This is a genomic window from Rathayibacter sp. AY1E8, from assembly GCF_002931415.1.
In the GTDB taxonomy this organism is placed as follows: Bacteria; Actinomycetota; Actinomycetes; order Actinomycetales; family Microbacteriaceae; genus Rathayibacter.
This window is the reverse complement of record NZ_PSVI01000007.1, coordinates 14,325-35,371: the sequence shown is the minus strand read 5'-3', so window position 1 is coordinate 35,371 and position 21,047 is coordinate 14,325. Positions and strand designations below refer to the sequence as shown.

Sequence of the window (21,047 nt, the reverse complement as noted above, 5' to 3'; positions counted from 1 at the left end):
GCCGGTCAGCCGGCCGTGGAGGAAGCGGGCGAGACGGGCGACGCGAGCGACGCCGGTGACGCCCACCAGATGGTGGTCTCGCCGTAGTCCTTCCTCCGCTCCCGCTCCAGGCCCGCAGGCCAGCGCGGCTCCGGGCTGCGGGAGCTCCGCTCCACGACGACCACCGCGTCCTCGCGCAGCAGCGGCAGCACACCGGCGAGATCGGCGGCCAGGTCGTCCTCGCCGAGGTCGTAGGGCGGGTCGAGGAACACCGTGTCCGTATTGAGGGCCGGGGAGCCGTCGAGGAAGGAGCGGACCGAGCCGGTCACCACCTCGATCCGCGGGGCGGGCCGCTTGTTCTTGGCCGCCGCGGTCGCGATCGCCCGTGCGTTCTCGCCCGCGGTCCTCGCGGCCTTCGGGTCGCGCTCGACCAGGACGACCGCGCTCGCTCCGCGGCTGGCCGACTCGAGCCCGAGGGCGCCGGAGCCCGCGTAGAGGTCGACCACCGTCGCGCCGTCGAGGGCGTCCCGGGCCTCGAGGGCCGAGAAGACGGCCTCGCGCACGCGGTCGCTGGTGGGGCGGGTGCCCGCGCGCGGGACCCGGAGGGTGAGCGAGCCGGCGAATCCGGCGATGATCCTGGTCACCGGACCGAGCATAGGGCGGCACCCCTGCCTGCGGCGTCCGGTGGCCGCCGCGCGGCTCCCGCCTGGCGGCACACTGCGAACTCGCGGAACCTGGACCCTTTTCCCGTCAGGACTGCGAGAATCCGTAGCTATGACGTCGCTCGAAGACACCCGCTCCGCTGTCGGCCGCCGGGCGGCACCCGAGACGCCCCTGACCCGCGAGGAGTTCACGGCGCACTGCGGCGCCGTCCTCGGGAACCTCACCAGCGTGATCGACGGCAAGTCGGCCGAGGTCTCGATGGCGCTGACGGTGTTCCTCGCCGGTGGGCACCTCCTGATGGAGGACGTCCCCGGCACCGGCAAGACGGTCCTGGCGAAGTCGCTGGCGGCCTCGGTCGGCGGCAGCGTCGCGCGCATCCAGTTCACGCCCGACCTGCTCCCCTCCGACGTCACGGGGGTCTCGGTCTACAACCAGGCGACCCGCGACTTCGAGTTCAAGCCGGGCCCGGTCTTCGCGAACATCCTGATCGGCGACGAGATCAACCGGGCCTCGCCCAAGACGCAGTCGGCGCTGCTGGAGTGCATGGAGGAGCGCCAGGTCTCGGTCGACGGCACCACCCACCTCCTCCCGCGCCCCTTCGCCGTGATCGCGACGCAGAACCCGGTCGAGATGGAGGGCACCTACTCGCTGCCCGAGGCCCAGCGCGACCGCTTCATGGCCCGCCTCTCGCTCGGCTACCCCGATGAGCGCGCCGAGCTCGAGATGATCCGCACCCGCGACTCGGCCAGCCCGCTCGAGGAGCTGCGGCCCGTCGTGGGCCTCGCCGAGCTCGAGCGGATGATGGCCTACGTGCGCTCCGTGTACGTCGCACCGCCCGTTCAGGAGTACGTGGTGGCGATCATGCAGGCCACGCGGGTGGACCCCGAGCTGCGGCTCGGGGGGAGCCCGCGCGCCACGCTCCAGCTGATCGCCGCCGCGAAGGCGCTCGCCGCTCTCAGCGACCGCGACTTCGTGGTGCCGGACGACGTGGACGCGCTCGCCGTCCCCGTGCTCGGCCACCGCCTCCTGCCCGCCACCCGCCTCCCCGGCCGCTCCGGCGCCGGATCCTCGCACTCGGTCACGGAGATCGTGCAGCGCATCGTCGCGGCCACCCCCGTCCCCTTCGGCAACCGTGGCGACTGAGGCCCGCCCCGCCGAGACGCCGTCGTCCCGTCTCGGCGGTCTGCCCGCGCTCCGCGGGATCGCGCTGACGCTGCGCGGCTGGGCGCTCGTTCTGCTGGGCGTCGCGGGAGTGGTGATCGCGCCGCTGACAGAGTTCCGCGAGCTGCTGTTCGTCGGCCTGGTGCTGCTGGGCCTGCCCCTGGGCGCGCTCGTCTCCCTGCTCCTGGCGCCGGCGTCGTTCCGGGTGCAGCGCCGCTTCGCTCCCCAGACCGTCGCGGCCGGCGACGTGGTTGAGGTCGACGTGCTGCTCGAGAACCGCGGCCGCGCCGTCCGCAGCGGGGCCCGCGCCCACGACCGGCTCGAGCGCGTGGAGCGCGGGGTCGTCGTCGGCCGGCCGGTCGCCGAGGGCGTCTTCGGGCTGCCGGGCGTCCCGTCGGGCGGCCGCGTGCGCGCCCGCTACCGTCTGCCCGCCGAGCGGCGCGGGATCCACCGCATCGGCCCGCTGCGCCTGGTGCGCGGCGACGGCCTCGGGCTCGCGCTCCGCGAGAGCGTCGTGGGGGCTGCGCAGCCGTTCGTCGTGACTCCGCGGGTCGTGCCGCTCCAGAGCGACGTCCTGGACGCGCACGGAGCAGGCGGATCGAGCCCGGTCGCGCACGCGACAGCCGGCGCCGGCACGGACGACGTGATCCCGCGCGACTACCGCCCGGGGGACGCCATGCGCCGGGTGCACTGGCGGGCGAGCGCCCGCTCCGGTGAGCTCATGGTCCGCCAGGACGAGCAGAACACCGATCCGCACGCGTGGATCCTCCTCGAGACCCGGGCCGAGCGCGTGCTCGAGCGGCGCGGCGACGACCGGCTCGAGTGGGCGGTGTCGATGACGGCCTCCCTCGCCGTGCACCTGCTCGACCGCGGCTTCGAGACCCACCTCGTCGAGACGGGTGCGGACGGCGAGCCGGAGCACTCGGAGGACGAGCGCGAGGTGGCGCACGACGTGCTGCTGCGCCTGGCCGAGCTGGCGCCCTCGCGCGAGTCGGTCGACGCGGTGACCCGGATCTCGGCCGACATGCGCGACACCGGGGGAGTGCGACCGGTCTTCGCCGTCCTCACCCGACTCCTCGAGTCGGACCTCGACGCCCTCGGCTCCCTGGCCGCGCAGTCGCGCCCCGCGATCGCCTTCGTCGTCGCCGGCACCGCTGAGGAGGAGGCGGCTCTCGCCTCGCTCGGCTGGTACGCGGTGTCCGTCGACCCGAGTGCCTCCGTCGAGGAGGCGTGGGCGCAGGCTCTCGCTCTGCGGGTGGTGGCGTGAGCCGCCGCGTCGAGAGCGATCCGCGCGCCGGGTCGGCTCCTCTGAGCGGTCTGCTCTTCCTCGCGATCACGGCCGCCGCCGCCGGGATCGGGCGGCTCCTCGTCGGCGTCGACTGGCTGGTGCTCCTCGCGAGCGCGGTCGCCGTGGTGCTCGGCGTCCCGGCCGCCGCCCGGGCTCTGCGCGTGCACCCCGTCGTCCCGCCGATCCTCGGCACGCTGACGATGGTCGGCGTGCTGACCGCGATGTTCGTGCCCGGTCGGGCCCTGCTGTTCGTGATCCCCACGCCCGGCGCCGTCGCGCAGGCGGAGGCGCTCGCGCAGGGCGGCTTCCAGTCCATCGCCCAGCAGGGGCTCCCGGCCATCGCCGACGACGGCATCTCGTTCCTCCTGATCGGCGGGGTGGTCGTGCTCGCCTGGGCGGCCGACCTGTTCGCCTTCTCCGTCCGCCTCCCCGCCCTGGCCGGTCTGTTCCCTGCGGCGCTGCTCGCGGTGCCGGCGATCGTGGACCCCTCCGAGGTGTCCTGGGCGAGCCTCGTCGTCACTGCGCTCGCCTACGCGGGCGTGCTCGCCGCCACGGCCGCCCCTCGCCGCCCGAGCGGCCCGAGCGCGGCCGCGGCCGTGCTGCCCGCCTTCGCGGCCGTGACCGTCGTCGTCCTGGGCGCGGGAGTAGTCGCCGGTTCGGCGGCAGGCTACGCGCGCACCACCGCCCCCTCGGGCGTCTCCGGCAGCCTCTTCAACGGCGCGATCGACCCGGTGGTCGCTCTCGGCGCGGACCTGCGCCGCCCGAACCCCGTGACCGTGCTGCGCTACGCCACCGACTCCGACCTGCCCGTCTACCTCCGCGTGCTGACCGTCTCGGACTTCGACGGTGACGACTGGGCGCCGAGCGAGACGGAGCAGACCGCTCCGATCGAGGCGCCGATCGCGCCCGAGGGGCTCTCCGAGAGCGTGCCGCGCGAGGCGGAGGAGGTCGACGTCTCGGTGGAGACGCTGCGGAGCCAGTGGCTCCCCGTGCCGTATCCGGTCTCGTCGCTGACGGGCGTCGGCGACGGCTGGCTCCAGGACGCGCAGGACGGCTCGATCCGCGGCGACGCGACGACCCGCTCCGGAGACGACTACCAGGTGCAGGCGCTGCGGCTCGAGCCCGACCCGCAGCAGCTGCTCGCCGCGCCCGCGCCGTCCGGCGTCGACCGGTACCTCTCGCTCCCCGACGACGTGCCCGAGATCGTCCGCACCACCGCGGAGGAGGTCACGGCGGAGGCTCCGACCGCCTACGACCGGGCGCGCGCGCTGCAGACGTACTTCCGCTCGTCCGAGTTCCGCTACTCCGAGGACACCCCCGCGGAGGAGGGCTACGACGGCGACGGAGTCGGCGTGCTCTCGGCGTTCCTGACGACGAAGGAGGGCTACTGCGTCCACTTCGCCTCGGCGATGGCGGTGATGGCGCGCGAGCTCGGGATCCCGTCGCGGCTCGCCATCGGCTACCAGCCCGGCTCCGTCGTGCCCTCCGGCGGCAGCGACCTGACCACCTACCGCGTCCTCTCCTCCGACCTGCACGCCTGGCCCGAGCTGTACTTCGAGGGGGTCGGCTGGCTGCCCTTCGAGCCGACGCCCAGCCGCGGCGCTCCGGCCTCGTACACCCTGCCGAGCGCGACGGCGTCCTCGGGCCCCACCGCCCCGGGCTCGACCGCGACCACCGCGCCCGGTGCGACCAGCGCTCCCGCCGCGACACCCACTCCGACGGCCGCGTCGGCGACGCCGACCCCCGGTGCCGTCGGCGCCTCGAGCACCACGGCGGCTCCCGCGGCGACGCTCTGGGTGCTGCTCCTGCTGCTCGTGCTCGTCCCCTGGCTGATGCGCGCCGTCCAGCGCGCGCTGCGGCGCCGGTCCGCGCGCTCCGGCTCCGTCGAGGCCGCGTGGGCCGAGCTGCTGGCGACCGCCCGCGACCTGGGCGTCCCCGTGGAGGACACGGAGTCTCCGCGCGCGCAGGAGGCCCGCATGGCTCCCGCCCTCGACCCCGGAGCGGCGGCACGTCTGCAGGGGCTCCGGGAGCGCGTCGAGCGCCGGCGCTACTCGCCGTCCGCGAGCGAGTCGGAGGCGTGGGACGACGCGACCGCCGTGGCCGCCGCGCTCCGCGGCTCCGCGGGTGCCGGTCGTCGGGTGCTCGCGTCGGTCGTGCCGCGCTCGGCGCTGGACCCGGTCGCCCGGCTCGCGCGTCCGAGGTCCGACCTATGATCGCTAGGTGATCCCGGACCCCCTCGACGCCTCGCTCGCGCCGCTGATCGGGCCGCGCACGGCGAGTGCGGTCGAGAAGGCCTTCGGGTACCGCACGGTCGGCGAGCTCCTGGGCCACTACCCGCGCCGCTACGCGAAGCGGGGCGAGCTGACGGCGCTCTCGCGTCTCCCCGTGGGAGAGAGCGTGACGATCGTGGCGGAGGTGCGCGAGGTGCGCGAGCGGCCGATGCGCAACCGGCGCGGCACTCTGCTCGAGGTCGTCATCTCGGACGGCTCGGGCACGCTCTCGCTGACGTTCTTCGGACAGCCCTGGCGCGCGGCGAAGCTCCACCGCGGCGTGCGCGGGATCTTCGCGGGCACGGTCTCGATGTTCCGCGACACCCCGCAGCTCACGCATCCCGACTACCGCCTGTTCGACGACGAGGAGGCCGCCGCGACGGAGACGGGAGGCGGTGAGCTCGCGAAGGACTGGGCCGAGCGGCCGATCCCGATCTACCCGGCGACCAGCGCGATCTCGAGCTGGCAGCTCCAGGCCGCGATCGGCGTGCTGCTGGACGGCTTGCGCGACGTGCCCGACCCGATGCCCGAGCAGGTGCGCGCCGGCCGCTCGCTGCTGGGCCTCGGCGAGGCGCTGGAGCTGATCCACCGCCCGCAGCGGGAGGGCGAGGAGGCGCAGGCGCGCGAGACGCTGCGCTTCCACGAGGCGTTCCTCCTGCAGCTCGCCCTGCTCGAGCGCCGGGCCTCGGCGCGCAGCAGCCCCGCGACCGCCCGCGTGCCCGGCCCCGGCGGGCTGCTCGAGCGCTTCGACGCCGCGCTGCCCTTCGCCCTCACCGGCGACCAGACCGAGGTGGGGCACGAGATCGCCGCCGATCTGGCCGCCGAGAGCCCGATGACCCGGCTGGTGCAGGGCGAGGTCGGCTCCGGCAAGACCCTCGTCGCGCTCCGGGCGATGCTCGCCACGGCCGAGAGCGGCGGGCAGGCGGCGCTGCTCGCTCCCACCGAGGTGCTCGCGGGACAGCACCTCCGCTCGATCGCGAGGACCCTCGGCCCGGAGCTCGCGGCCGAGCTGGTGCCGACCCTCCTCACCGGCGGGCTGGGGGCGGCGCAGCGCCGCGCGGCCCTCCTCCGGATCGTCTCGGGCACGGCGAAGATCGTCGTCGGCACGCACGCCCTCCTCGGCGACGCGGTCTCCTTCTACGACCTGGGCCTCGTCGTGATCGACGAGCAGCACCGCTTCGGCGTCGACCAGCGGGACGCCCTGCGCCGGAAGGGCGCCACCCCACCGCACGTGCTGGTGCTGACGGCCACGCCCATCCCGCGGACCGTCGCCATGACGGTCTTCGGCGATCTCGACACCTCGACCATCCGCGAGCTGCCCGCCGGGCGCCCCGGCATCACGAGCCACGTGGTCCCGCTCGCCGACCATCCCGCGTGGATCGCGCGGGCGTGGGAGCGCGCCGAGGAGGAGATCCGCTCGGGCCACCAGGTCTACCTCGTCTGCCCGGCGATCGAGCCGGGGGAGCCCGCCGAGGGCGCGCAGCCGCCCGAGGAGGACGCCGCCGCGCCGCTCACGACCGTCGCGGCGACGCTGGAGGGCGTGCGCGCGCATCCGCTGCTCGGGAAGCGCCGGTCGGCCGCGCTGCACGGGCGGATGACGACGGAGGAGAAGGACGCCGTGATGCGCTCCTTCGCCGCGGGGGAGATCGACGTCCTGGTGTCGACGACGGTCATCGAGGTCGGCGTGGACGTGCCGAACGCCTCGATGATGGTCGTGCTCGACGCGGAGCGGTTCGGGGTCTCGCAGCTGCACCAGCTCCGCGGGCGCATCGGGCGCGGCGGCGTCGCGGGGGTGTGCCTGTTCGTGACGGCGGCGGAGGCGGGGACGGTCGCACGCGAGCGGGTGGAGGCGGTCGCCGCGACGCTCGACGGCTTCGCGCTCGCCGAGGTCGACCTGGAGCTGCGCCGCGAGGGTGACGTGCTGGGCGACTCGCAGTCCGGCGGGCGCTCGTCGCTCCGCCTGCTGCGGGTGGTGCAGGACGCGGACGTGATCGTGGAGGCGCGGGCGCTGGCCGAGCGGCTCCTCGCGGAGGACCCGTCGCTCGCCGCGCACGACCGGCTCCGTGCCGCGCTCGCGCGCCGCGTGCAGGACCGCGACCGGGAGTTCCTCGCCAAGAGCTAGGCGGTGCCCGCCCGCTACTCTGTCGGCATGGCCCGCATCGCCGTCGTCCCCGGCTCCTTCGACCCCGTGACCCTCGGTCATCTCGACGTGATCGAGCGGGCCGCGCGCCTGGTCGACGAGCTGCACGTCGTGGTGGTGCACAACCCCGCCAAGACCGCGCTGCTGCCGATCGCCCAGCGCGTCTCGCTCATCGAGCAGTCGATCGCGGAGGCGGGGGTCGAGGGGCGGATCGTCGTCGCCTCGTGGAGCATGGGCCTGCTCGTCGACTACTGCACCGACGTCGGCGCGAGCATCCTGGTGAAGGGCATCCGCTCGCAGGTCGACGTGGCGTACGAGACCCCCATGGCGATCGTGAACCGCAACCTCGCGCACGTCGAGACGGTGTTCCTCCTGCCCGATCCCGCGCACGCCCATGTGTCGAGCTCGCTGGTGCGGCAGGTCTCCTCCCTCGGCGGCGACGTCGCCCCCTACGTGCCGCCCGCGGTCGCCGCGTACCTCGCCGCCGGCTGAGGCGCAGCCGGTCGTCCACCCGGGCGATCTCGGGCCGTGGACCCGTGCGCCCGCGGCAGCCGGGAGAATGGACCGGTGAGCGAGACGCGCGTGCAGGCCTGGGCCCTCGACGGCATCCCGGAGGTGACTCCCGGTGACGACGTGCTCGAGCTGATCCTCGCGGCCGTCGTCGCCGCCGCCGAGGAGGACCGGCCCGCGGACGGCGACATCCTCGTGGTCACGAGCAAGATCGTCTCGAAGGCGGAGGGGCGCGTCGTCGCCGCGGCCGACCGCGAGGACGCGATCACGGCCGAGACCGTCCGCGTCGTCGCCACCCGGGCGCACGGCTCCGGCGTCACCCGCATCGTGGAGAACCGCCTCGGGATCGTGCAGGCGGCGGCCGGAGTCGATGCCAGCAACGTCGCGGAGGGGACGGTCCTCCTCCTCCCCGTCGACCCGGACGCCTCGGCGCGGGCCCTCTGCGCGGGTCTCCGGGAGCGGCTCGGCGTGGAGGTGGGTGTGCTCGTCAGCGACACCCTGGGTCGCGCGTGGCGGGTCGGACAGACCGACGCGGCCATCGGGGCCGCCGGCGTCCTCGTGATCGACGACCTCCGCGGCGGAGTCGACGCGCTGGGGCGCACGCTCGGAGTGACCATGCCGGCCGTGGCGGACGAGATCGCCGCGCTCGGCGACCTGGTGAAGGGCAAGGCGAGCGGTCGCCCCGTCGCCGTCGTCCGCGGGCTCGCCCGCCTGGTGACGGGGGTCGAGAGCCCGGGCGCCCGCACGCTGACCCGCACGGGCCCCGACGACATGTTCCGCCTCGGCGCCGACGAGGCCTTCGCCGAGGGCTTCGCGGCCGGAGCCGCCTCGCGCGAGGAGCGCGCGTGACCGGCTGGAGCGCGGTCGTCGTGTTCAAGGGCCGCGGCGGCTCGAAGACGCGCCTCGACGTGCCGGGCCGCGCGGCGCTGGCCGAGGCGTTCCTCCTGGACACGCTCGCCGCCGTGGCCGCCGCGGAGCCGGTGGCGAGCCTTCTCCTGGTCACCTCCGACGCCGGTGCGGCCGACCGCGCACGGGCGGAGCACCCGCAGCTGGTGGTGGTGCCCGACCCGGGGACCCTCGACGCCGCCGTGTCCGGGGGAGCCGAGGCCGCCCTCCACCGCCGGCCGGGCGCCCCGGTGATCGTGCTGACCGGGGACCTGCCCGCCCTGCTGCCGTCGGACCTCTCCGAGGCGCTCGCGACGCGGTCGCTCCCGGCCGTCGTCCCGGACCGCGAGGGGAGCGGCACCACGGCGCTCCTGCTGGCGGCCGGAGCCCTCGTCGCTCCGGCGTTCGGCCCGGGCTCTCTGGCCCGGCACCGCGACGCGGGCTGCGCCGTCGTCGTGCTGCCAGGCTCGTCGACGCTGAGGCTGGACGTCGACACGCTCGCCGATCTCGGAGACGCGGAGGAGGCCGGCGTCGGCCCGCACACCTCCCGCGCGCTGGCCGCAGCGGCCTGACGCGCAGGGAGTCCGAGCCGCGGACGCGATCAGCCGGCGAGCAGCCCCGCCTCGAACGCCGCCGTCAGGCCCGCGTCGATCGCGAGCGGTGCGCCGTCGACCGAGCGGACGGGGATCGCCCGCCGGGTGCTCGACACCAGCCACGCCGCATCGGCACCGGTGAGCGCCGAGACCGGAAGCTCGCGGCGCGACGACGCGAGCCCGCGGCGCTCGCCCAGCGCGAGGACCCGCTCGACCGTCGTGCCGGCGAGCACGCTGCCCGAGAGCGGCGTCGCGAGCACCCCGTCGCCGAGGAGCACCAGGCTCGACGTCGCCCCCTCGAGGAGCAGCCCGTCGCTCGTGCGCCAGACCACGTCGTCGGCGCACCGGGACGCCGCCTCGCGCAGTGCCGCCCGGGTGACGGCGCCCGACGTGGTCTTGACGCCCGGGAGCAGCCACGGCGCGAGCGGACCGCTCGCGTACCCGCGGTCCAGCACGACGACGGCCGCGCCCTTCTCCCGGAGAGCGCTCGAGTCGGGAGTCGGAGCCGCGCGCACGGTGCACCGGGCGGAGTCGCCCGAGCCGTGGGCGGCGATGAAGCGGACCGTCAGGTCGTCGACCCGATCGTGCTCCGCCACGGCGAGGTCGACCGCTCGGGACCAGAGGGGCGCCTCCGGGATCGTCAGCCCGACGGCCCGGGCCGATCCGGCCAGCCTCTCGAGGTGCTCGCCGAGCGCGCGGGGACGTCCGTCGAGGACCGCGACGGTCTCGAAGACCCCGTCGCCGCGGAGGTAGCCCGCCTCGTCGACGCGGACGAGCGGACCCTCCGGGTCGCGGAGGACGACGGCGCCGGAGGTGATCTCGACCAGGACGGGGGTGCTCATCCGCCCATCCTGCCCCCGGCGGAGCCTCAGCGGGGGAGGAGGCCGCTCGCCACGTCGGACGGCTCGACGATCTCGCGCCACGGCTCCGGCCGGAGTCCTGCCGAGCCGAGCACGTCGGCCCCGGCGAGGAGGTCCACGTCGAGACCTGTCAGCTCGCCGATCGCGGCGACCGGCAGCTGGAACGTCCTGAAGCCGCCGAGCGGCACCAGGCCCTCGCGCACGCGCTCCACGAGCTCGCTCTGGTCGAGCAGGTACGCGCTCGTCGCGAGCGTCGATCCGTCCGGGCTCCACGCCGCGATCTTCCAGAAGCGGCGGGGGATGCCCGTACCGCGGTAGACCGGGTCGTCGTCCGCGAGCACGGGCCCGGTGAAGACGCTCAGGCGCGTGCGCCAGGTCTGCGCGTACTCGAGCACCAGGGTCTCGAGCCCGAGCCACAGCTCCTGCGACTGGTTGAAGCCGCTCGCCTGGGGCGCGGCGTTCGTGTAGCAGAAGCTGTCGCGGTTGGCCGCGGCGGCCTCGTCCCGGTCGCCCCAGACGGGGTCGCGGCGGCGGACGAGGTGGCCCCGGTCGAGGTCGTTGCGGGCGTACACCTCCGGCCCGGTCTGCTCGGAGGCGGGGATGCGGTCGTCGAGGTGCCAGTCGTCGCCGCGGCCGAGCTCGACCAGGCGCGCGCCGTCGATGTTCACGGCCGTCGAGACGGCCAGGCGCCGCTCCGGATCCAGCAGCACCTCGAAGTGCGTGTACGGCAGGAGCCGCACCGGGCGCTCGACCCTCAGGCGCGGCGCACCCGCGGGGACGCCGAGGAAGTCCGCGTCGAAGCTCACTCCTCGACCTCCGCCGTCGGAGTCGCCGTGGCTGTCGCTGTCGGGGTCGCCGTGGGCGTCGCCGGGGGAGCCTCGGTCGCGGGGACTCCCGTGCCGGTCGGAGCCGGAGCCGGTGCCTGGGTGGCGGGAGCCGGGACCTGCGAGCCGTTGCTGATCAGCAGGGCGATGTCGGAGTAGCGCGCGACGGTCGTGCCCGCGGCCGGGTCGGTGCCCGCCACCACGCCGGCCGGGAGCGACGAGTCGATGGTCGCCCCCTCCTCGACGTCGAAGCCGAGGTCCTCCAGCGCCTCCGTGGCGTCGTCGACCGAGCGGCCGGAGACGGTCGGCACGGCGATCTGGCGGCCGTTCAGCAGGGCGCTGCTGGGCTCCTCGAAGTCGTCTCCGCCGTACTTCTGGTCGGCGCGGGTCATCACCGAGTTCCAGATGTAGTGGCGGATGTTGGAGGCGTACGGGCGGCTCTCGAGCTCCGAGTTCGGGAAGCGGACCTCGCGCATCGAGGTGTGGCCGTCGATGTTGCCCACCCAGACCACGGTCGCGACGCGCGAGCTCGCGCCGTCCATCCAGGTCGACTCCGCGTTGTCGGTGGTGCCCGTCTTGCCGATGTGCTCGATGCCGTCGTCCGGGTCGGACTGGGCGGCCGTGCCGCCGGTGACGACGCGCTGCAGGGCGTAGTTCGCGACCGCCGTCAGCTCGGGGCTGAGGGCCTGGTTGCAGGTGGAGGTCGGCGGCTGGACGGCGGCGCCGGTCGCGTCGGTGATCGCGTCGATGGCGATCGCGGAGCAGGCGGTGCCGTTGTTGGCGAAGCCGGCGAAGGCGGTGACCATCGAGAGGGGGGAGATGAGCGTGTCCGAGCCGAGGACGGCGGACGGCTTGTAGTCGACCTCGCCGCCGTCGGCCGCCTTCACGCCGAAGCCGACCGCGCGGTCGCGGATCGCGCAGAGGTCGAGCTGCTGCGCCATCGAGACGTAGACGGTGTTGATCGACTGCATCGTGCCGGTCAGCACGCTGTAGCTGCCGTTCTCGCTGTCGTCGTTGTTGACCTCGTAGGAGGTGTCGAGCTCGCCGCCCGGCGCGCAGCTGGCGGGGAAGCCCGAGAAGGTGCGCTCGCGGCCGTTGATCGTCTCGTTCAGGGTGCGTCCGCTCGCGAGCCACTGCGCGAGCGTGAACACCTTGTAGGTCGATCCGACCTGGAACCCGGCGGAGCCGCCGTAGGCCGTGTCGGTATTGAAGTTGACGGCGGAGAAGTTCGCGCCGTTCACGGCGCCGGCCGCGTCGTAGTCCTTGTTCTGCACCATCGCCAGGATCCGGCCGGTGCCGACCTCCATCGAGACGGTCGCGCTGCCGATGTTGGTGTCGAGGGTGGGGACCTTGGGGACGGCGTTGTTCGTCGCGTTGGCCGCGGTGTCCTGCAGGTCGCGGTCGAGCGTCGTGTAGATCTTGTAGCCGCCGCGCTGGAAGTTCGCGAGGCGGGTGTCCGCGTCGTCGCCGAACGCCGGGTCGTTCTGGACGACGCGGGTGATGTAGTCGCAGAAGAAGGCCGCGTTGCCGGCGGTCTGGCAGCCCGTGGGCGTCTGAGTGATCGCGGGGACGACCTCCTCGGCGACGGCGGCGTCGTGGTCGGCCTGCGAGATCTTCCCCTCCTGCAGCATCTGGTCGAGGACGTAGTCGCGGCGGACCTTGTTGTCCGGGATGTTCTCGGGCTGGTCGATCCTGAGGCCGTTGGGGTTGTTGACCGTGGCGATCAGGCTCGCGGCCTGCGCCAGGCTCAGGTCGGCCGCGGTGGTCGAGAAGTAGTACTCGGCCGCCGCCTGGATGCCGTAGACCTGGCCGCCGAAGCCCGCGATGTTGAGGTAGCCGAGGAGGATGTCGTCCTTGCTGTACTTCTTCTCGAGGTCGACGGCGAGCTTCATCTCCTTGAGCTTGCGGCTCGGAGTGGTCGCGGTCGCCTCCTCGTAGGCGGCCTCGGAGGCCGCCTCGTCGGTCGCGCTCAGCGACTCCGCCTTCTGCACGAGGACGTTCTTGACGTACTGCTGAGTGATGGAGGATCCGCCCTGGAGGTCCCCGCCGACGATGTTGCTGAGCACCGCGCGGATCGTGCCCTGCAGGTCGACGCCGCCGTGGTCGTAGAAGCGCGGGTCCTCGGTCGAGACCGCCGCGTCCTTCACGGACTGGCTGACCTGGTCGAAGGCCACCTCCTCGCGGTTCTGCGCGTAGAAGGAGGCGAGCAGCTCGTCCGAGCCGTCGGTGCGCTTGGCGTAGATCTCGGTCTTCTGGGCCAGCTGGCCGAGCTCGAGGTACTCGGGCACCGTCTCGAACAGCCCGATCGGGTTGTTCTCGGCGAGACCGGTGACGGCGAGGGCGGGAGTGACCCCGACCGTGATCAGCAGGCCCCCGGCGAGGCTGGCTCCGACGATCCCGAGGACCCGGGCGAGCACGCCGCCGCGGGCGGTTCCTTGCGCAGACATGGCTACGAGAGTAGGCGACGAGTCTGGATCCGTCGTGCGGCCGCGCTCGGGGGCCCGGATGCCCGCCCTCCCGGCTCCGGGAGCGGCGGCCGCCGGTACGGTGAGCGGGTGACCAGAGCCCGAGCATGACCGCCTCCGCCGACCCCGCCGAGACGCGCCGCCGCGCGGTGCTCGTGGTGGCCGTCCTCGCCTCCTTCGTCGCCTTCCTCGACGGCACCGTCGTCAACGTCGCCCTGCCCGCCATCACCCGCGAGCTCGGCGGCGGGCTCGCGGTGCAGCAGTGGGTGGTCGACGGGTACCTGATCACGCTCGGCGCGCTGATCCTCGTGGCCGGCTCGCTCGCCGACCGCATCGGCCGGGCCCGCAGCATGACCATCGGCCTGATCGGCTTCGGCGTCACCTCGCTGCTGTGCGCGCTGGCCCCCACCGCCGAGGTCCTCATCGTGGCGCGGATGCTCCAGGGTGCCGCCGGCGCGATCCTCGTGCCCAGCTCGCTCGCCCTCATCATCGCGACCGTCCACGGCGCCGCGCAGGCTCGGACCATCGGTGCGTGGACGGCCTGGACCGGCACGGCGACGATCGCCGGGCCCGTGCTCGGCGGCCTGCTGGTGGACGCGGGCTCGTGGCGGTACGTCTTCGCGCTCAACCTGCTGCCGATCGCGGTGACGCTGGTCCTGCTGCGCAGGCTCGGCGCGGTCGACTCGGGGACCCGGGTGCCGATCGACGGCGTCGGCGCGGTGCTCGGGGTGATCGGCCTGGGAGGGCCGGTGTTCGCGCTGATCGAGCAGGAGCGACTCGGGATCCAGCATCCGCTCGTGCTGACCGCCCTGATCGGGGGAGTCGCCGCCCTCGTCGCGTTCGTCGTGTGGGAGCGGCGAGCGGCGCATCCGATGCTGCCGCTGTCGCTCTTCGCGTCGCGGAACTTCACCGTCGGCAACGTCTCGACGGCGTTCGTCTACGGAGCGCTCTCCTTCGGCTTCTTCGCGCTGGGCCTGTTCCTGCAGCAGACCCTGGGCTTCTCGGCGACCCTGGCCGGGCTCGCGACGCTCCCGCCGACGATCCTGCTGCTCCTGCTCTCGCAGGTCTCCGGGTCGCTGTCGGCGCGGTTCGGTCCGCGGCTCTTCATGGGCGTCGGACCGCTGATCGCCGCGGCCGGGTTCCTCCTGCTCTCCTTCGTCGACGAGGGCGCCGACTACGCCACGCAGCTGCTGCCGGGCATCCTCCTGTTCGGCTTCGGCCTCGCGGTGACGGTCGCTCCGCTGACCTCGACGATCCTCGGCGCGGTGGAGGACGGGCACAGCGGAGTCGGCTCCGCTGTGAACAACGCCGTCTCGCGCATCGCGGGGCTGGTCGCCATCGCCGCGACCTCGCTCGTGGTCGGCGACTCGCTCGACGTCGAGGGCTTCTCCCGTGCCGCCGTCGCGACCTCCGCCCTCCTGGTGGCCGGGGGCGTCGTCTCCCTCCTCGGCATCCGCAACCCGGCTCCCGCCGACCGCTGACGACTGCTCGGGGAGCGTCTCCGACCCCCGTCCGGGGTGCGGCGCTCCGTGTTCACGCGGTGTCCGCCGATCCTTCGACGGAACGTGGATGAAATAGTTGTCGCTACATGGAATACTGATCGACGTCGATGCGCTTGCATACATCGGACGGGGACGCTCTCCCCGCGACGACCGTCACACTCGAGGAGAAACCATGACCGACACCGTCACCATCCCCGGCTACAAGGCCGGCACCTGGGTCATCGACCCCACCCACAGCGAGGTCGCGTTCAGCGTCCGCCACCTGATGATCAGCAAGGTCAAGGGCAAGTTCGAGCGCTTCACCGCCACGTTCACCACCGGCGAGAACCCGCTCGACTCCAAGGTCGAGGCCACCGCCGAGGTCGCCTCCGTCAACACCAACGAGCCCAACCGCGACGGCCACCTCCGCACCGGCGACTTCTTCGAGGCCGAGAAGTACCCGGAGATCCACTTCGTCTCGACCGCCGTCCGCCCGAACGGCGACGACTTCCTCGTCGACGGCGAGCTCACCATCAAGGGCACCACCAAGCCCGTCACCTTCGAGGTGGAGTTCGGCGGCTTCGGCACCGACCCCTACGGCAACTACAAGGCCGGCCTCACCGCCAAGGCCACCATCGACCGCACCGACTTCGGTCTGACCTACAACGCGGCCCTCGAGACCGGTGGCGTGCTCATCGGCGAGAAGGTCACCATCACCCTCGACCTGCAGGCCGCCCACCAGGCGTAGTCCGAGCCGATCGACCGGAGCCGTCCCTCCCCCCGGGGAGCGGACGGCTCCGTCGTTCCCGGAGCCGGTCCGGGATCAGAGGATGCCGAGCTCCGTCAGCTGCTCGGAGATGCCCGCGCCGTCGGGCGCGAAGACCCAGGTCGTGCCGCTGGTCAGGGAGCGGTCCTCGGCCTTGGAGCGGCCTCCCGCGAGCACCGCCTCGCCGGTGGAGAGCTGGCGGATCGCGATCGCCGCGACCTTGTCGGGGTGCTCGTCCGCGAAGTCGGAGTAGATCTCCTCGTCGTGCTGCCCGTCGTCGCCGACCAGCAGCCAGCGCACGTCCGGGAACTCGGCCGCGAGTCGGCGGAGGTTCATCTCCTTGTGCTGCTTGCCGCTGCGGAACCAGCGGTCGTGCGTCGGGCCCCAGTCGGTAAGGAGGAGCGCTCCGGCCGGGTACAGGTGCCGCGACAGGAAGCGGGTGAGCGCCGGGGCGACGTTCCACGCGCCGGTGGAGAGGTAGATGACCGGGGAGCCCTCGTACTGCCGGGCGAAGCGGTCGAGGAAGACCGCCATGCCGGGCGTGGGCATCCGGGCGTGCTCGTCGAGCACGAAGGTGTTCCAGGCGGCGACAAAGGGGCGGGGGAGCGCGGTGACCATCACCGTGTCGTCCACGTCCGACACGACTCCGAGCCGCGACTCCGGACGCACGATGAAGACGGGCGCCTCGACGGGCTTCGAGCCCGCGGTCGAGAAGGTGATGGTGTGCCAGCCGGGCTCGAGCGTGATCGGGAGGTCCGCGTCGACGACTCCGCCGCGGTCGGCCGTCACCCGGTGGGTCTGCCCGTCTGCTTCGACGGTCACGACGGCCCCGCTCACGAAGACGCTGGTGAAGCTCCGCCAGCCGCGCACGCCCTCGACGGGGCGGACCTCCTCGACCCCGGGAGGGGTCGGCCGCGTGTAGAGGACGCGGGCCAGGACGCGCAGCTGCGTCGTCGAGCCGTAGCCGGTGTAGGGGATGACCCTCGGGACGTAGCCCTTGCGCTTCACGCGCCTCATCCGGAAGGAGTGGAGTCGGTCCTCGAGGCGGGCGGCGCGGTGCATGACCTCCGCCTTGCCTGCGCTCAGGGGCTTGCTCTCGGGCGTCAGCGGCATCCGCCCAGTCTGTCAGACCGGATGCCGGACCGCGGATCGCGCTCTCACGCGATCGTCAGGCTCCGGTGGGCTCGATCAGCTCGGGGCCGTTCGCCGAGACGGAGCCCACGGCTGCACCGACGCCGTGCACCTCGAGCTCCTCGGACAGCTCGGCCGCGCCCTCGGCGGCCGCGCGCAGCAGCTCGCCGTCCCCGGGGGACGCCGGGTCCAGCCAGTCCTCGATCAGCTCCGGCTGCAGCAGCACGGGCATCCGCTCGTGCACCTCGGCGAGCGGCCCGGCGGAGGGGCGGGTGAGGACCGTCGCCGAGAGCAGCCACGGAGAGCCCGGCTGGGCCGAGCGCCACCACTCGTAGAGACCGGCGAACAGGAGGAGCGAGCCCTCGCCCGGCGAGACGTAGACGGGTGCCTTCGCCCCGTCCGCGCCGACCCGCCACTCGTACCAGCCCGAGGCGGGCACGATCGCGCGCCGGGAGGCGTAGGACTCGCGGAACGAGGGCTTCTCGGCGACGGACTCGATCCGCGCGTTGAACAGCGGCGGCCCCGCGGACGGGTCGGCGGCGGAGCGGGGCACCATGCCCCAGCGGGCTCCGGCGAGCCGACGCCGCGGCGGGCTGCCCTCCTCGACCCCCTTCATCGACTCCGCGACGACGGCGATCCGCTGGGCCGGCGCGATGTTCCAGGACGGCTCCGGCAGGTCGGCGCCCGGCTCGTCGATGTCGAAGAGCGCCACCAGGTCGGCGGTGGTCTGCGAGAGGACGAAGCGTCCGCACATGGTTTCTCCCGGGTGGATCGGACCCGCGGAGCCGTCGCCCTTCCGGGGGCGCGAAACACGAGGGACTTTCGATGAGACGACCCCGACCGGCGGTCGCCGTGCGTACGATTGTAGGAACCACGACCGAAGGAGCCCGCCGTGCCTCTTGGAAACCTCGTCGATCGACCGTTCGGTGAATCGTCCCAGGTCCGCAACGAGCCGGTGCAGGTGCGCAGCGCCGCCCGTCTCGCCTCGCTGCTCGACGCGGCGGCCGCCGTCGTCGACGAGGTCGGCTTCGACCGCCTGACCACGGCGATGGTCGCCGAGCGCGCGGGAGCCGCTATCGGCACGGTCTACCGCTACTTCCCGGACCGCATCGCCGTCCTCCAGGCGCTGCGCGAGCGGGCCCTCGAGCGCTTCCGCCGCCGCGTCATCACCGAGATCCGCGACACCCACCCGGGCAACTGGTGGGGCGCGGTCGACTGCGCCATCGACGCCTTCTGCGAGATGCACCGCAACGAGCCGGGCTTCCGCTCCATCCGCTTCGTCGACACGATCCACGCCCCCGAGGTCGCGGGCGAGGCGTTCGAGGCCGGCTTCTTCGCCCGCCGCTTCGCCGAGATCCTCGCGTCCGAGTACGGCCTCCCGGGCGGCGCGCAGCTGTCCTTCCGCCTCGAGGTGACCATCGAGGTCGCGGACGCGCTGCTCACGCGCGCGTTCCTCATCGACCCCAACGGCGACCAGCGCTTCATCGACGAGAGCCGCTCGCTGCTGCGCCACTACATGACCTCGCACTACGGAGCCGTCGAGGAGTCCTGACCCGCTAGGGCTGTCAATGCCCTAGTCGCTCCCGGAACATCCCGCAACACTTCGCGGTCCGGGTTTGCAGGCGGCTGCTAATGGTGTTTTCCTTGCCGCCTGGCCCCGTTCGGGGCCGCGGGCCGTGCAACGGCCGGACGCGCGGAGCGAGAGCGGGCACAGTCGTGGACCAGGGACAGATCGGCGCGCACACCGCCGGACGGCGGGCGGCCTCGTGATCGAGTTCCGCAACGTCAGCAAGCAGTACCCGGACGGCACGCGGGCGGTCGACGACTTCTCGCTCGTGCTGCCCTCCCGGCAGACGACCGTCTTCGTCGGCTCCTCGGGCTGCGGGAAGACCACGATCCTCCGCATGATCAACCGGATGATCGAGCCGACCTCCGGCACCATCGAGATCGACGGCGAGGACATCTCGTCCCTGCCCGCCGTCGCGCTCCGCCGCCGCATCGGCTACGTGATGCAGAACTCCGGCCTCCTGCCGCACCGCAAGGTCATCGACAACATCGCGACCGTGCCGCGGCTGAACGGGGTCGCCAAGAAGCAGGCGCACGCCCGCGCGCTCGAGCTGATGGACACGGTCGGACTGGACCGTGCGCTCGCCGCCCGGTACCCCAGCCAGCTCTCCGGCGGCCAGCAGCAGCGCGTCGGCGTGGCGCGCGGCCTCGCGGTCGACCCGAACATCCTGCTGATGGACGAGCCGTTCGGCGCGGTCGACCCTCTCGTGCGCGCCGACCTGCAGCGCGAGACCCTGCGACTCCAGGACGAGCTCGACAAGACCGTGGTCTTCGTCACCCACGACATCGACGAGGCGTTCCTGCTCGGCGACCAGGTCGTCATCCTCGAGAAGGGCGGCCGGATCGCGCAGAAGGGCTCGCCCGCCGAGATCCTGGCGAACCCCGCGAGCGAGTTCGTCGCCGGCTTCGTCGGTGCGGACCGCGGCAAGCGCTCGCTCCGGATCGAGGAGCGCGACGGCGCCCGCATCGTGGTCGACGGCGACGGGCGTCCGACCGGAGTGCTGCGCGCGCAGGACGGCCCCGCCGCGTGAACTGGGTCGTCAACAACACGGACGCGATCGTTGCGAACCTGCTGGCGCACCTGGCCCTGTCGGTCCCGCCGATCCTGCTCAGCTTCCTCGTCTCGCTGCCGTTCGGCTGGTTCGCGAACCGCTACCGCTGGAGCCGCGGCACCCTGCTGACAGGGCTCGGCGTGCTCTACGCCATCCCCTCGCTGGCCATGTTCATCCTGCTGCCGGTCCTGCTGGGCATCCCGCTCCGCTCGACCGCCAACGTGATCACGGGCCTCACCCTCTACGGCGTCGCGCTGATGGTCCGCACCACCTCGGACGCACTGGGCGCGGTGTCGGACGACGTCCGCCAGTCGGCGACCGCGATGGGCTACTCCGGCTGGGCGCGCTTCTGGCGGGTCGAGTTCCCGCTGGCCGGCCCGGTCCTGCTCTCGGGCCTGCGCGTGGTCACGGTCAGCACGGTCAGCCTGGTGACGGTCGGCGCGGTGCTCGGGATCCAGAGCCTCGGCCTGCTCTTCACCGACGGCTTCCAGCGCGGCATCACCGGTGAGATCGTCACGGGCATCGTCCTCACGATCGTCCTCGCGCTGGTGCTCGACGGACTGCTGGTGCTGATCGGCCGTCTCCTCATGCCCTGGACGGCTCTGGACCGCACGCGCCGCTCGCGCAGACCGGTCGCGGTCGAGAGGGCGGTGACGTCGTGAACCTCATCGCCGAGGCCTTCGCCTGGATCGCCGACCCCGCGCATTGGACCGGGGTCTACGCGATCCCGACCCGTGTCGCCCAGCACGTCGGCATCAGCCTGCTGGTGCTCGTGATCGCGGCCGCGATCGCGATCCCGATCGGCTACCTGATCGGGCACACCGGGCGCGGCAAGGGCATCGCCGTGCCGGTCGCAGGCGGACTGCGCGCCCTGCCGACGCTGGGCGTGCTCGTCCTCGCGGCGATGAGCCTGGGGCTCGGCCTCGGCGCTCCGGTGATCGCCCTCGTCGTGCTCGCGATCCCGTCGGTGCTCGCCGGCGCGTACTCCGGGCTCGAGGCGGTCGACCGCCGCACGGTCGACGCGGCGCGCTCGGTGGGCATGACCGAGTGGCAGATCCTGACGAAGGTCGAGATCCCGCTGGGGCTGCCGCTGCTGATCGGCGGGCTCCGCTCGGCGGCGCTGCAGATCATCGCGACCGCCACGCTCGCCGACTACATCGGCGCCGGCGGCCTCGGGCAGTACATCTTCCGCGGAGTGAAGTCGGGGGACTACCCGCAGATGCTCGCCGGCTCGATCCTGGTGATCGTGCTGACGCTCCTCAGCGAGGTCCTGTTCGCCCTCCTCCAGCGGCTCGCCGTGCCGCGCGGAGTCGTGCTCGGCCTGGCCGGCACCGCCGGCCGCACAGGTTCCCGCGCCTCGTCGCCCCGACGACGCGCGGTGATGGGAATCCCCATCGAAGAAGGGAAATAGCA

19 protein-coding genes are annotated in these 21,047 nt (G+C 73.4%); 13 read left to right on the top strand and 6 right to left on the bottom strand.

Annotated features, from left to right (window positions below):
• Positions 1 to 5 precede the first annotated feature (5 nt).
• The gene (locus C5C74_RS03365; protein WP_104350999.1) at positions 6 to 623 is read right to left on the bottom strand and encodes an RsmD family RNA methyltransferase; all 618 of its coding nucleotides are present in this window, start codon (positions 621 to 623) and stop codon (positions 6 to 8) included.
• Between the two features lie 130 nt (positions 624 to 753).
• Here C5C74_RS03365 and C5C74_RS03360 point away from each other — a divergent pair, with 130 nt between their 5' ends.
• The 7 genes from C5C74_RS03360 (at position 754) to cofC (ending at position 9,468) form a co-directional block, all read left to right on the top strand.
• Entirely contained in the window at positions 754 to 1,785 is a 1,032-nt protein-coding gene (locus C5C74_RS03360) for a MoxR family ATPase (protein ID WP_104237904.1), read from the top strand.
• Positions 1,775 to 3,070, top strand: coding sequence for a DUF58 domain-containing protein (locus tag C5C74_RS03355; protein WP_104350980.1), 1,296 nt, complete (start codon positions 1,775 to 1,777; stop codon positions 3,068 to 3,070). Before C5C74_RS03360 ends, C5C74_RS03355 begins: the two co-directional genes overlap by 11 nt.
• Positions 3,067 to 5,304: a DUF3488 and transglutaminase-like domain-containing protein gene (locus C5C74_RS03350; protein WP_104350979.1), complete on the top strand. Its 2,238-nt coding sequence runs from the start codon at positions 3,067 to 3,069 to the stop codon at positions 5,302 to 5,304. Before C5C74_RS03355 ends, C5C74_RS03350 begins: the two co-directional genes overlap by 4 nt.
• Before the next feature lie 7 nt (positions 5,305 to 5,311).
• Entirely contained in the window at positions 5,312 to 7,483 is a 2,172-nt protein-coding gene (locus tag C5C74_RS03345) for an ATP-dependent DNA helicase RecG (RefSeq protein WP_374953488.1), read from the top strand.
• Positions 7,484 to 7,510: 27 nt separating this feature from the next.
• Positions 7,511 to 7,993 carry a pantetheine-phosphate adenylyltransferase gene (gene coaD, locus C5C74_RS03340; protein WP_104223138.1) on the top strand — a complete coding sequence of 161 codons (483 nt, stop codon included), beginning with the start codon at positions 7,511 to 7,513 and terminating at the stop codon, positions 7,991 to 7,993.
• A 75-nt stretch (positions 7,994 to 8,068) separates the two neighbouring features.
• On the top strand, positions 8,069 to 8,860 hold the full coding sequence (locus C5C74_RS03335; protein ID WP_258064085.1) for a coenzyme F420-0:L-glutamate ligase: 792 nt from the start codon (positions 8,069 to 8,071) through the stop codon (positions 8,858 to 8,860).
• Complete coding sequence (gene cofC / locus C5C74_RS03330; RefSeq protein ID WP_104225626.1) at positions 8,857 to 9,468, top strand: 2-phospho-L-lactate guanylyltransferase; 612 nt, start codon at positions 8,857 to 8,859, stop codon at positions 9,466 to 9,468. The genes C5C74_RS03335 and cofC overlap by 4 nt, the downstream gene beginning before the upstream one ends.
• Positions 9,469 to 9,497: 29 nt before the next feature.
• Here cofC and C5C74_RS03325 read toward each other — a convergent pair whose 3' ends face one another.
• From C5C74_RS03325 to C5C74_RS03315, 3 genes are read right to left on the bottom strand one after another with little or no spacing between them, the layout of a single operon-like run.
• The gene (locus tag C5C74_RS03325; RefSeq protein WP_104225627.1) at positions 9,498 to 10,331 is read right to left on the bottom strand and encodes an aminotransferase class IV; all 834 of its coding nucleotides are present in this window, start codon (positions 10,329 to 10,331) and stop codon (positions 9,498 to 9,500) included.
• Positions 10,332 to 10,357: 26 nt separating this feature from the next.
• Complete coding sequence (locus C5C74_RS03320; RefSeq protein ID WP_244230625.1) at positions 10,358 to 11,155, bottom strand: DNA/RNA non-specific endonuclease; 798 nt, start codon at positions 11,153 to 11,155, stop codon at positions 10,358 to 10,360.
• Entirely contained in the window at positions 11,152 to 13,620 is a 2,469-nt protein-coding gene (locus C5C74_RS03315; RefSeq protein WP_104350978.1) for a transglycosylase domain-containing protein, read from the bottom strand. The genes C5C74_RS03320 and C5C74_RS03315 overlap by 4 nt, the downstream gene beginning before the upstream one ends.
• Before the next feature lie 125 nt (positions 13,621 to 13,745).
• On the opposite strand from C5C74_RS03315, the gene C5C74_RS03310 reads away from it, so the two are divergent.
• Positions 13,746 to 15,119 (top strand): DHA2 family efflux MFS transporter permease subunit, encoded by a 1,374-nt coding sequence (locus tag C5C74_RS03310; protein WP_104225629.1) that lies wholly within the window; start codon positions 13,746 to 13,748, stop codon positions 15,117 to 15,119.
• A 193-nt stretch (positions 15,120 to 15,312) separates the two neighbouring features.
• Positions 15,313 to 15,867, top strand: a complete 555-nt coding sequence (locus C5C74_RS03305; protein WP_104223105.1) for a YceI family protein — start codon at positions 15,313 to 15,315, stop codon at positions 15,865 to 15,867.
• A gap of 75 nt (positions 15,868 to 15,942) precedes the next feature.
• Here C5C74_RS03305 and C5C74_RS03300 read toward each other — a convergent pair whose 3' ends face one another.
• Together C5C74_RS03300 and C5C74_RS03295 are read right to left on the bottom strand one after the other, a co-directional pair.
• Complete coding sequence (locus C5C74_RS03300; protein ID WP_244230626.1) at positions 15,943 to 16,998, bottom strand: App1 family protein; 1,056 nt, start codon at positions 16,996 to 16,998, stop codon at positions 15,943 to 15,945.
• Between the two features lie 55 nt (positions 16,999 to 17,053).
• On the bottom strand, positions 17,054 to 17,770 hold the full coding sequence (locus tag C5C74_RS03295; protein ID WP_104350977.1) for an SOS response-associated peptidase: 717 nt from the start codon (positions 17,768 to 17,770) through the stop codon (positions 17,054 to 17,056).
• Between the two features lie 138 nt (positions 17,771 to 17,908).
• Here C5C74_RS03295 and C5C74_RS03290 point away from each other — a divergent pair, with 138 nt between their 5' ends.
• The 4 genes from C5C74_RS03290 to C5C74_RS03275 all read left to right on the top strand — a co-directional run bounded on the left by C5C74_RS03290 (position 17,909) and on the right by C5C74_RS03275 (position 21,045).
• Positions 17,909 to 18,568: a TetR/AcrR family transcriptional regulator gene (locus C5C74_RS03290; RefSeq protein ID WP_104223107.1), complete on the top strand. Its 660-nt coding sequence runs from the start codon at positions 17,909 to 17,911 to the stop codon at positions 18,566 to 18,568.
• A gap of 214 nt (positions 18,569 to 18,782) precedes the next feature.
• On the top strand, positions 18,783 to 19,613 hold the full coding sequence (locus C5C74_RS03285) for an ABC transporter ATP-binding protein (protein ID WP_104225631.1): 831 nt from the start codon (positions 18,783 to 18,785) through the stop codon (positions 19,611 to 19,613).
• A complete protein-coding gene (locus C5C74_RS03280) occupies positions 19,610 to 20,296 on the top strand; it encodes an ABC transporter permease (RefSeq protein WP_104223109.1) in 687 nt (228 codons plus the stop codon). Before C5C74_RS03285 ends, C5C74_RS03280 begins: the two co-directional genes overlap by 4 nt.
• Positions 20,293 to 21,045 carry an ABC transporter permease gene (locus C5C74_RS03275; protein WP_104350976.1) on the top strand — a complete coding sequence of 251 codons (753 nt, stop codon included), beginning with the start codon at positions 20,293 to 20,295 and terminating at the stop codon, positions 21,043 to 21,045. Before C5C74_RS03280 ends, C5C74_RS03275 begins: the two co-directional genes overlap by 4 nt.
• The last annotated feature ends 2 nt before the right edge of the window (positions 21,046 to 21,047 follow it).